This is a genomic window from Terrisporobacter petrolearius (assembly GCF_020748185.1).
Taxonomy (GTDB): domain Bacteria; phylum Bacillota; class Clostridia; order Peptostreptococcales; family Peptostreptococcaceae; genus Terrisporobacter; species Terrisporobacter petrolearius.
The window spans coordinates 1-10,496 of sequence record NZ_JAHZMO010000065.1; the positions used below are offsets into that span (position 1 = coordinate 1).

General features: G+C 26.6%; 8 protein-coding genes and 1 pseudogene. 2 read left to right on the forward strand and 7 right to left on the reverse strand.

The features are described from left to right. Positions 1-166 precede the first annotated feature (166 nt). A pseudogene (locus K0040_RS18745) lies at positions 167-460 on the reverse strand (COG3650 family protein); the annotation flags it as partial. A 266-nt stretch (positions 461-726) separates the two neighbouring features. Here K0040_RS18745 and K0040_RS18750 point away from each other — a divergent pair. Then, entirely contained in the window at positions 727-1,986 is a 1,260-nt protein-coding gene (locus K0040_RS18750; RefSeq protein WP_228110248.1) for a CapA family protein, read from the forward strand. A gap of 44 nt (positions 1,987-2,030) precedes the next feature. Here the strand turns inward: K0040_RS18750 and K0040_RS18755 are convergent, their stop codons facing one another. The 6 genes from K0040_RS18755 to mgtE all read right to left on the reverse strand — a co-directional run bounded on the left by K0040_RS18755 (position 2,031) and on the right by mgtE (position 9,424). Beyond that, positions 2,031-2,546, reverse strand: coding sequence for a VanZ family protein (locus K0040_RS18755; RefSeq protein WP_228110249.1), 516 nt, complete (start codon positions 2,544-2,546; stop codon positions 2,031-2,033). A gap of 32 nt (positions 2,547-2,578) precedes the next feature. Further along, entirely contained in the window at positions 2,579-5,173 is a 2,595-nt protein-coding gene (locus K0040_RS18760; protein WP_228110250.1) for an ABC transporter permease, read from the reverse strand. Next, a complete protein-coding gene (locus K0040_RS18765; protein ID WP_228110251.1) occupies positions 5,174-5,851 on the reverse strand; it encodes an ABC transporter ATP-binding protein in 678 nt (225 codons plus the stop codon). A 98-nt stretch (positions 5,852-5,949) separates the two neighbouring features. Further along, positions 5,950-7,188: a sensor histidine kinase gene (locus tag K0040_RS18770; protein WP_228110252.1), complete on the reverse strand. Its 1,239-nt coding sequence runs from the start codon at positions 7,186-7,188 to the stop codon at positions 5,950-5,952. Further along, a complete protein-coding gene (locus K0040_RS18775; RefSeq protein ID WP_228110253.1) occupies positions 7,181-7,876 on the reverse strand; it encodes a response regulator transcription factor in 696 nt (231 codons plus the stop codon). Before K0040_RS18775 ends, K0040_RS18770 begins: the two co-directional genes overlap by 8 nt. A gap of 213 nt (positions 7,877-8,089) precedes the next feature. After that, positions 8,090-9,424 (reverse strand): magnesium transporter, encoded by a 1,335-nt coding sequence (gene mgtE, locus K0040_RS18780; RefSeq protein WP_228110254.1) that lies wholly within the window; start codon positions 9,422-9,424, stop codon positions 8,090-8,092. A gap of 261 nt (positions 9,425-9,685) precedes the next feature. Between mgtE and K0040_RS18785 the strand changes: the two genes are divergently transcribed. Continuing rightward, positions 9,686-10,369, forward strand: coding sequence for an MBL fold metallo-hydrolase (locus tag K0040_RS18785; protein ID WP_228110255.1), 684 nt, complete (start codon positions 9,686-9,688; stop codon positions 10,367-10,369). The last annotated feature ends 127 nt before the right edge of the window (positions 10,370-10,496 follow it).

Here is a 10,496-nt window from a genome sequence, read left to right on the forward strand (position 1 = left end):
TTAGATATGGATGAGAATTTAAAAGAAAGAGTTAAAAAATATCAGTATTAAAAAATCAGGTAGATTAATTTTATCTACCTGACTTATAAAATAAAAACTACTTACACACTTTTATTGACAAACCCTATAAATAAGTCCCAGCCTTATTTTAAGACTGGAACTTATTTTAGTTCAATTTAAATCCACTCTTTGGTGTTATTTCCATATTTATAATTCGCTTAATATTATTCTTATCTAAGTTAACTTTTTCTTGCATACTTGCATTTAATGGGTATCTTTTGTTTTCGTATTTTAGTAAAGAGTAAAATCCTTTGTACACTCCCCCACCTTCTACTTTTACCATTATATCTTTGTATCCTTTAGTTTTGTTTTTACTTATTATTATAGGCATATTGACTACTGTGGTTCTTGAAATCAAATCATATTTATTATTAAATATCATCAATGTTCCTCCCCCTGTTCCACTATAGTTGTCTCCCCATAAAAATAATTATCATCATTAAAATTAAAGTAAATTTTTTTATAATATCTCCTTGTAAAAATAAAAAAGAAACTAATAATAGTTTCTCCTTTTATTTTTATATATTATTGTATTTTGTTTAATTTAGTTATTTCCAAAAAAACTCTTAAATATACAAAATAAAACTTTTAATTGAAAATATGCTAATTTATAGATAATATAAAGTTATATGAATGTTTTATATTTTTAAGAAAGGGGGCAAAAAAATGTATAACTATAACAATCGTAATACTAAGAAATTTCTTATTTGTTTTTGCTTAAGTATATTTCTCATGGGAGCTTTTTCCTTTGCTACTATTAACAAAATATCCATCTTCTCTAAAAATAAATCACAAGAAGCATCTATATTTACGCCTAAAAAAGAAGACGCTAATAAAGCCTCTTTATTAGCTGTAGGTGATACTATGGTATATAACGCCCAATTAACTGCACAGTATGATGTATCTAGTGCAAAATATAACTTCAATAATAATTTTGAGTATGTAAAAAAATATGTTGAAGAAGCTGATTATTCCATGGTTAATTTAGAAACAACATTAACTGGCAATAAAGTTTATAGATATAGCTCTTCACCAAAGTTTAATTCACCAGATGAGCTTGCCGATGGTTTAAAATATGCTGGTTTTGATTTGATTTCAACAGCAAACAATCATGCTTATGATAAGGAGTATTTAAGTATAAAAAATACTCTTGCTACATTAAAAGATAAAAACTTTGATGTAGTTGGAACTAGAGAAAACAGTGATGAAAGATTTATAGTAAAAGAAATCAATGGAATTAACGTAGGGGTTACTTCTTATTCTTATGGAAGAATTATTGGAGATAACAAATATTTAAATGATGTTAAAATATCTGATAAGTACAAAAACAGCATTAATATTTTTGATTCTACAAGTGTAGATATAGCATTTAACAACATAAACTACACTCTTAAAAATATGAAGGATACTGATTTACAAGTAGTGTATTTGCACTGGGGAGATAAATATTCTCTTAAAGAGAATACTTTCCAAAAGAAGCTAGCTCAAAAACTTTGCGATGCTGGTGTAGATGTTATAATAGGTTCTCATCCTCATGTTGTACAACCTGTAACAACTATAAAGTCTAGTGATAATAAACATGAAACTGTAGTTGCTTATTCTCTTGGAAACTTCTTATCTAACCAAAGCAGAGATCAGTTTAGTCAATATACAGAAGATGGTTTAATGCTAAATATAGATATAAGTAAAAGTAATGATGGAGATGCAAAAGTTGATAAAGTTACTTGTATACCTACTTGGTTAAATAAATATTATAATAGTAAGACTGCTAAATATGTTTATGAAATAATACCTATTGCAAGTAAATCAGAGTTAGATAAGATCCATAATTTATCTGAAAGTAAATTGAAAAAATCTTATAAAAATACGGCTTCAAAAGTTGATTCATCAGGCTTAATAAATATAGTTGAAAATCCTTTTAATTAAAAAACAGATAGCTATTACTAGCTATCTGTTTTTTAATGTTCTATTTAATTTGCTATTATTATTCCTATTAGTAGTAAGGATACTATCAACATCATTATAAAACTACAAATAGCAATTATTTTATTTGCCTTTTCCTCATCTTTAAATAACAATATAAGCATTTTGTAAACATATATACCTATTACTCCACCAAAAGCATTGGTAATAATATCTGTTATGTCTGTAGCTCCTATTCCAAATATATATTGGCAAGACTCAAGTACAAGACTTACTATTAATATGATTAATATATTTTTAAGAGTTTTATTCTTATCTAAAAGTATACTTATATAAATACCTAAAGGTATAAATAATATTATATTCCCAAATAAGTCTAATTTATTATAATTACCTTGAATTATATCATTAAATGGTATTAAATTTATGGTACGTGAGAAATATCGATCACCACTAAATACCTCAAGAGGTGACACATATTTAAAAAGAATATTCCATAAAAGAAATCCCGTATAAAATATAAATGGTACAATCAGTAATATATTAATTATTTTTTTCTTCATTTCAAATCCCCACTTTTCTAGTAAATAAAAAACTATATACTTTCTTGTCTAATATTTTCAATTATATTTTCTTTATTTATTTTCTTCATAGGTATATAGGATGAAATAAATGTAATTATAAAAATCCCTGTAACAGATATAATTATAGCTCCCCACGGAAGTACTAATCCAAGCTGAATAACATCACCTAAGATAATATTCATAAGCATAACTAGACCTATTCCTAGAGGAATACCATAAATAAGGGCTAATGCACCATACAGTAAGCTCTCTAAGTATATCATCTTGTTAAATCCTCCAGGTGTAACTCCTATGGATTTGATTATGGCCAATTCTCTTTTTCTTAAGTTTATATTTGTGCTAATTGTATTTACTATATTAGTTACACTTACTAAAGAAATTACTGTAACAAATCCGTATACAAAGATTTGCATTACTATAAGTGTATCCTCCATTTCTTTTACTTCTTCCATTTTGTCAGTTACATCATACCCATATTTGTTTGCAATATCTTTTACTGCATTTCGTGTACTTTCTTGTCTATTTGTAGAGATATACATACTATTACTAATTGGGGTAAATCCAAGTTTTTCTCCCACTTCATCGTAGGTTATAAAATCTAATCCCATATAATTGTATGATGAGCTTCCTATTGGTATATCATCAGTTATAGCCATAATTTTGAAATTAATTTCTTTTTTTATTTCCTTATCTTCATCATATTCTGAAGTATAACCTGTAACTGTATCTCCAACTTTATAATCTGTTAAGTTTAATTCATATTTTTTCCCAGGTTCTTCGAAATAACTTTTTCTTACAAGTATTACTCCTTTTTCTTTTATTGCTTCTTTCTTATCAAAACTACCCTCTTCAAGATTTATTTTACTAATTTCAAAATCTCCAGGCATCTTTGTCATACAATTTTGTATATCATATACAATTTTATTGTTCAATTTTTCTGTTGTAATATACTCATCTATTGTATCATTATTATCTTTAGTCATTTTATTTTTTGGTACATAAATTCCCATTCCATAATCATTAGCTGCAGCAATTCTTTCCACTCCATCTATATCTTTTAATTCTTCAAATAATTTCTTATCCATAGTGCTGTTTGAAGATAAATATAAATCATAATTTACTTGTCCAAACTGTACTTTATTAGCATTAATAAATAAAGTCATAAACCCACTAAAAGATATAAATATAACCACACTTATAATAAGAGAAAATAAAGTTATCCTAAATTTCTTTTTATTTCTCCTTAAGTTTTTATATGCAAGAACTCCTTCTGCTTTAAACAAAGTCCTTACTATTTTTGAATCTTTTACTTTTCCTATTTTTAAATTACTGCTATTTTTTATGGCTTCAAGTGGTGATATTCTTGCCGCTTGCCTTGCTGGCAATATTGCTGATATTAATATTGTTATTATTACTATCACTGCACTTAATATAATAACAGCTGGACTATATACCACTCTTAGCCCTAGATCTCCTATCATTGAACTTCCATAAAATTTTCCTACTATTTTAAATACCATGTCTATAGCAAAGGTACCTGCCAATAATCCTATAGGTATGCCTATAATACTTACTATAGAAGCTTCTGTTAATACAAGTTTTGTAGTTTGTCTTTTTGTAGCTCCTATGGAGTTTAATATTCCAAATTGTTTCTTACGCTCACTAATAGATATGGAAAATGCATTATACACTGTTGCTATTGTACAAATAATTACCAAAGATGTAACTAATATTATAATTTTACCAATAGATCCATTAATATTGTCATAAGCACTGGCACTTTGTAATCTTAATAAATGTTCGTTAAAACTTAAATTTTCATAGTATACTACATTTTCATTATTATAAGAAGAGCCTTCTTCTCCATCTACATTTTTTGCTTTTAAACCTAAGTTCTTAGCAATTACGGAAGCTATATCGTAAATTTCTTTTGGATTGTTGGCACTAATTGATACATTAATCCCTTTTTTGCTTCCAATATTATTTATATCCAAATAAGTTATACCTGTTGTGACTTGTTTTCCAAATTCAAATCCAGGCTTATTTATTATACCTACTATTTTGTACTCTTCTTTTCTAGTATCAACAAGTTTTTCGTCATCACTTACCCAATAACCTGTTAAATCCTCACCATCTTTAGTTACCCTTTTTCCCACGTTAAGAGTAATTGTATCTCCAATTTTCTTTTTTCTAAGTATTCTTGAATCTTCACTAATTACTATTTCTTTATTATTTGTTGGCATCTTACCTTCTTTTAAAGATATTTGAAACCCATCAAAAGCACCTTTATCGTAAGACTTTAAATCTAATAAATCTTTGTCATCACTATACTTTCCAAAATCTAATCTTTCACTATAAGCATATTTGGAAATTCCTGCACTTTTTGTTATTTTGCTTACATCCTTTTTTTGTACATCATAAAATGTGGCATGAAAATCCCCTTCTCTTTCCACAGTTGTTCTAACTTGATAATCCATAAAACTGTTATAAATATTTCCTATACCACAAATTAATGCAGTAGATAATATAATTCCTATAATTGTTACTATTGTTCTTTTTTTATTTTCTTTTAAATATCTAAATGTAAGAGATGTATATAAGTTCATTTATATCACCTCATCACTTTTTATCATTCCGTCTTCTATAGTTATAACTCTATCTGCTTGAAGAGCTATATTAGGATCGTGAGTTATCATAACTAATGTTTGTTTATATTTTTTAACTGATAACTTCAGTAACTCTATAACTTCTTTTGAGTTTTTACTATCTAAGTTTCCTGTAGGCTCATCTGCTAAAACTATGGCAGGTCTATTTACCAAAGCCCTACCTATAGAAGTTCTTTGTTGTTGACCACCACTTAGCTCATTTGGAAGATGATTTTCCCTTTCTTTAAGCCCTAAAGTGTTTAATAGATCATCTAAGTACTCTTGATCTATTTTTCTATTGTCTAACTCTGCAGGAAGAAGTATATTTTCCTTTACAGAAAGTACTGGTATTAAGTTATAAAACTGATATATTAGTCCAACATTTCTTCTTCTAAATATAGATAAATCTTTTTCTTTTAAGTTATATATATCTACATCATTTATATATACAGTTCCTTCACTTGGCTTATCTACGCCACCTATTAAATGTAACAAAGTACTTTTACCACTTCCACTAGGTCCAACTATGGCAACAAACTCTCCTTTATTTATTGATAAGTTTATGTTTTTTAAAGCATCTACTTTTGCTTCATTTTTACCATAGATCTTGCATAAATTTTCAATTTTTAAAATCTCCATATTACCCTCCATAATATCTCACTAACTTTTGTAAGTTTTAATTTATATTTACATTGTAGATTTTTATACTTACATCTTGGTGAATGTAAAATTACAAATTAGTCACCATAAGTTTTGTGAAAAATTATATGGAACTCAGTTCCTTCGTTTTTTTCGCTGTTTACATAAATATCTCCATTTTGACTTTCTATAATAGACTTAGACATGGCAAGACCAATCCCCACACTATCTTCCTTTGAAGCTTTGCCTTTATAAAATCTTTTGAAAATATGAGGCAAATCTTTTTTATCTATTCCTTCTCCGCTATCTTTTATTACAACTTCACAGTATATAGGGTTTTGATCATAACTAATATTTATTTTTCCTCCTTGTGGAGTATGTTCTATACAATTTTTTATTATATTTACAAAAGCTTCGCTAGACCAATTTATATCACCAATATAACTTGTATTGTCATCTCCACTTATACTTAGTTCTATGTTTTTAATCTCCATAGGAATTAAGCTTGGAGCAACTGATTTTTTAATTAATTCCTTAATTTTAACCTCTTTTTTTTCGAAATCTATTACTTTTGCCTCAACTTTTGACAGTTTCAACATGCTTTTTACTAGCCATTCCATACGATTTAGTTGAGATTTTATTTTATCTAAAAATTCTATTTTTGTTTCTTGTGGTAAATCTTCATACATTAAATCATTTAAAATTACTAGAGATGTCATAGGTGTCTTTAACTGATGAGATATATCTGAAATAGTGTTATTTAGAAATATTTTTTCATTATTTAAAAGCTCCACTTTTTCTTTTAATATATTAGTCATTTTAATTAGTTCTGTTTTTAAAAGACCTATTTGACCATCTTGATTTCTATTTTTCATTTCAAATCTTACACCTTCAGAACTGTTATAAACATAATCTGTCATGTCTTTTATATCTTCATAAATTTTTTTAAAATAGCTTAAAGCAAGAATAATAAACAAAATCAAAATAATACATAGAAACAACCAATTAATATTAAAGATATATCTTATGCTTTCATTTATAATAGGCTCATTGTTTAAACTTATATTACTATTATAATTATATTTGCTTAATATTTTTTCCCCATAATCCATATTATCTTTGGAATTTCCTTGTGTTACTATATCTATAATATCTTCTTCCAACTCAGGTCTTTGGGATAGAATATTTCCTATAATTGCTTGGTTATTTTCAACTACTTTTTTTTTTATAATTCTTAAATTAATTAATGTTACTCCACTGCACATAATAATAGCGACAAGAAATAAAACACTAAAGCGCCTTATAAAACCTTTCATTTCCACATTGTATTTAATCATTAACTTCACTCCCACTCCACTTATATCCCATGCCTCTAACTGTAATTATTAACTTTGGATTACTTGTATCATCTTCAATTTTTTCCCTAAGGCGTTTTATATAAACAGTTAAAGTGTTATCATTAATAAAATCATAAGTTACATCCCATAATTTCTCTAGAATTTGATTTCTACTTAAAATTATATTTTCATTTTGAATTAAAATTAATAATAACTTATATTCAGCAGAAGTTAAAAATACTTCTTCACTACCTTTATAAACCCTAGCCTCTAAAGTATGAATACTCAAGTCTCCATATTTTAAAATCTTCTTACCCTTATCTTCCCCTTGATTTCTTCTAACTACTGCTTTTATTCTAGATATCAGTTCTCTTACTCTAAAAGGCTTTGTCATATAATCATCGCCTCCAATATCGAGGCCCATGACAATATTTACCTCATCATCACATGCTGTTAAAAAGATTATAGGTATATCTTTTATTTCTCTTATTTCTTTACAAAAATCATAACCATTACCGTCTGGTAACATTACATCTAAAAGGATTATGTCATAAGATTTTTCATTTATATTAAGTCTTGCGCTTTCTAAGTCTTTGCTTATATCTATTTTAAACCCCTCTTGTTCTAGAGCATATTTTACTCCAAAAGCTATTGTAGAATCATCCTCTACCATAAGAATCTTTATCATAATAACCTCCAAATTTTTCATCATTTATAACTATTATACAATAAGTTAAAAAATATAATAAGGTTGCTTAATATGACATTCTAGTCATAATAAAAAAGAATACTCATAAATTTGTTTTTACACAAATTCACAAGTACTCTCTTATATATCTAAATATGCATTTACAAGCTCACTGATTTTTTATTCATCATCTATTTTATCATATAGTATTTTTTATATTCTTAGTAATAATTTTGCTAAGGTAAAGTATACCATAAGTGCAAAAGTATCTACTATTGTAGTAATTAATGGGCTGGCCATTATTGCTGGATCCAATTTTAGTTTTTTAGCTACTATAGGTAATAAACCTCCCACTACTTTAGAAATTATAACTGTGCAAAATAAACTTAAACATACAGTTAAGGATATTAGTATATCAGTTTTTTCTAAGAAATATATTCTAAGAAAATTTACACTTGCTAAAATAGTGGCAACTATTAAACTTACACCAAATTCTTTAAACATCACTTTTAGATAATCTTTTAACTCAATTTCTCCAAGGGCCAATCCTCTTATTACTAAAGTTGATGATTGTGAACCTGCATTACCGCCTGTGTCCATCAACATAGGAATAAATGCAGCTAGTATTACTACTGATTGCAACACATCATCAAACTTTTTTATTATGGAGCCAGTAAATGTGGCTGATATCATTAAGACTAATAGCCATATAACTCTTTTTTTTGCCAAGTCTATTACTGGAGTTTTTAAATAGGATTGTTCATTTGGTTGCATAGCTGCCATTTTTTGGAAATCCTCTGTATTTTCTTGATCTATTATATCCATAACATCATCTACTGTTATTATACCAACTAATCTGTCTTCTTTGTCCACTACTGGCATACATGTTAAGTCGTATTTCTTGAACTCTGAAGCTACAATCTCTTGATCTTCTATTGTACTTGTATTTATAGCATTTCTGTCCATTATATCTTTTATAAAAGTCTTTTCATTATTTAATATTAGTTCTTTTAGATGTAGCCTTCCTTTTAGTTTTCTATTGTTATCAATTACAAAGCAAGTATCCACATCTTCTTTATCTAAAGTATCGCATCTAATATATTTTATAGCATCTTTTACCGTCATACTTTCTTTTAGTTCTAAAAATTCTATGGTCATAATAGAGCCTGCTGTATTTTCATCATATTTTAATAGTTGATTAATAAGTTCTCTTTTTTCTTTTGAAGTATTTCTTAATACTTTCTTTACCATATTAGAAGGTAGTTCCTCTATTATATCCACTGTATCATCTAAAAATAATTTATCTATTATGTCTTTTAATTCACTATCTGTTATAGTCTGTATTATATATTCTTGCATCTGTGGTTCTAAATATGAAAATACCTCTACTGCTTTATCTTTTGCTAGTATTCTAAAAGCTAATACTATTTCCTCATCTTTTAAATCTACCATATCTTTTGCTATATCTACTGAATTTAGATCAGAAAAATATTCACTTAGCTCTAACATTTTTCTCTTTTTAATTAAATCGCTTACTACTTCTACCATAATACCTCCATAATAAAGAGTTAATATTATTTTTAAATAAATTGTAATATATATAATTCTTCTTTTTCTTATTGCCTTTTAACCTAGGATATTACTACATATAAATCACATTCTTTAATTTTATTTGTTTTTATTATATTAAACAAATATATAGAACTTATGTAGTTTTATATGATTTTTCAAATTATATATTGTACTTCATATATAATAAAATTATAATTTACATAAAATATAAAATAATTAATAAGGAAGGATTTTAATATGAAAATAAAATATATTCATCATAGTAGCTTTATTGTAGAACTTAAAAATCACATATTACTTTTTGACTATTTCCAAGGAAATCTTCCAGAATTTAATAAAAATAAAAAGCTATATGTATTTTCTAGTCACTCTCATCATGATCATTTTAATAAAAGTATTTTTAAACTAAATAAAATACATCCTCATGTGACTTATATATTATCAAAAGATATAAATTCTCCAAAATCTGAAAATATAAAACTTTTAGGTGCAAATGAAAAACTAGTAATTGATAATTTAGAAATAGAAACTCTACAGTCTAGTGACTTAGGTGTGGCCTTTATTGTTAAGGTTGAAAACAAAACCATTTATCATGGCGGTGATTTAAACTGGTGGCACTGGGAGGGAGAGAACTCTCCTGAAGAAAATGCTTATGCTGAAAAATTATTTAAAGATTCTTTAGACAAAATAAAAGGAAAAATCATAGATCTTGCTTTTTTACCTTTAGATTCTCGACAAGGAAATGAGTATTATTTAGGTTTTGATTATTTTATGAGGAATACTAATACTAAAATAGCATTTCCTATGCATTTTTGGAGGACCTACTCTTTAGTTAAAATTTTTAAAGCTTCTAATTATGCTTTAAATTATAAAGATAAGATTATAGAAATAAATCATGAAAATGAGGAATTTCAACTTTAAAGGGGAATGTAAAATAAAGTGTGTAAGTTGACAAGATTGTTGTCAGCTTATGCACTTTTTTGATTATAGAGTGTGATACCATTAAGGAAAGGAACTTAAAAAGATGAGGTATGATACTATGGTTAGA

Coding starts and splice junctions, on each gene's coding strand:
- K0040_RS18750 (WP_228110248.1), top strand. CDS start 727: ATGTATAACTATAACAATCGTAATACTAAGAAATTTCTTATTTGTTTT.
- K0040_RS18755 (WP_228110249.1), bottom strand. CDS start 2,546: ATGAAGAAAAAAATAATTAATATATTACTGATTGTACCATTTATATTT.
- K0040_RS18760 (WP_228110250.1), bottom strand. CDS start 5,173: ATGAACTTATATACATCTCTTACATTTAGATATTTAAAAGAAAATAAA.
- K0040_RS18765 (WP_228110251.1), bottom strand. CDS start 5,851: ATGGAGATTTTAAAAATTGAAAATTTATGCAAGATCTATGGTAAAAAT.
- K0040_RS18770 (WP_228110252.1), bottom strand. CDS start 7,188: ATGATTAAATACAATGTGGAAATGAAAGGTTTTATAAGGCGCTTTAGT.
- K0040_RS18775 (WP_228110253.1), bottom strand. CDS start 7,876: ATGATAAAGATTCTTATGGTAGAGGATGATTCTACAATAGCTTTTGGA.
- mgtE (WP_228110254.1), bottom strand. CDS start 9,424: ATGGTAGAAGTAGTAAGCGATTTAATTAAAAAGAGAAAAATGTTAGAG.
- K0040_RS18785 (WP_228110255.1), top strand. CDS start 9,686: ATGAAAATAAAATATATTCATCATAGTAGCTTTATTGTAGAACTTAAA.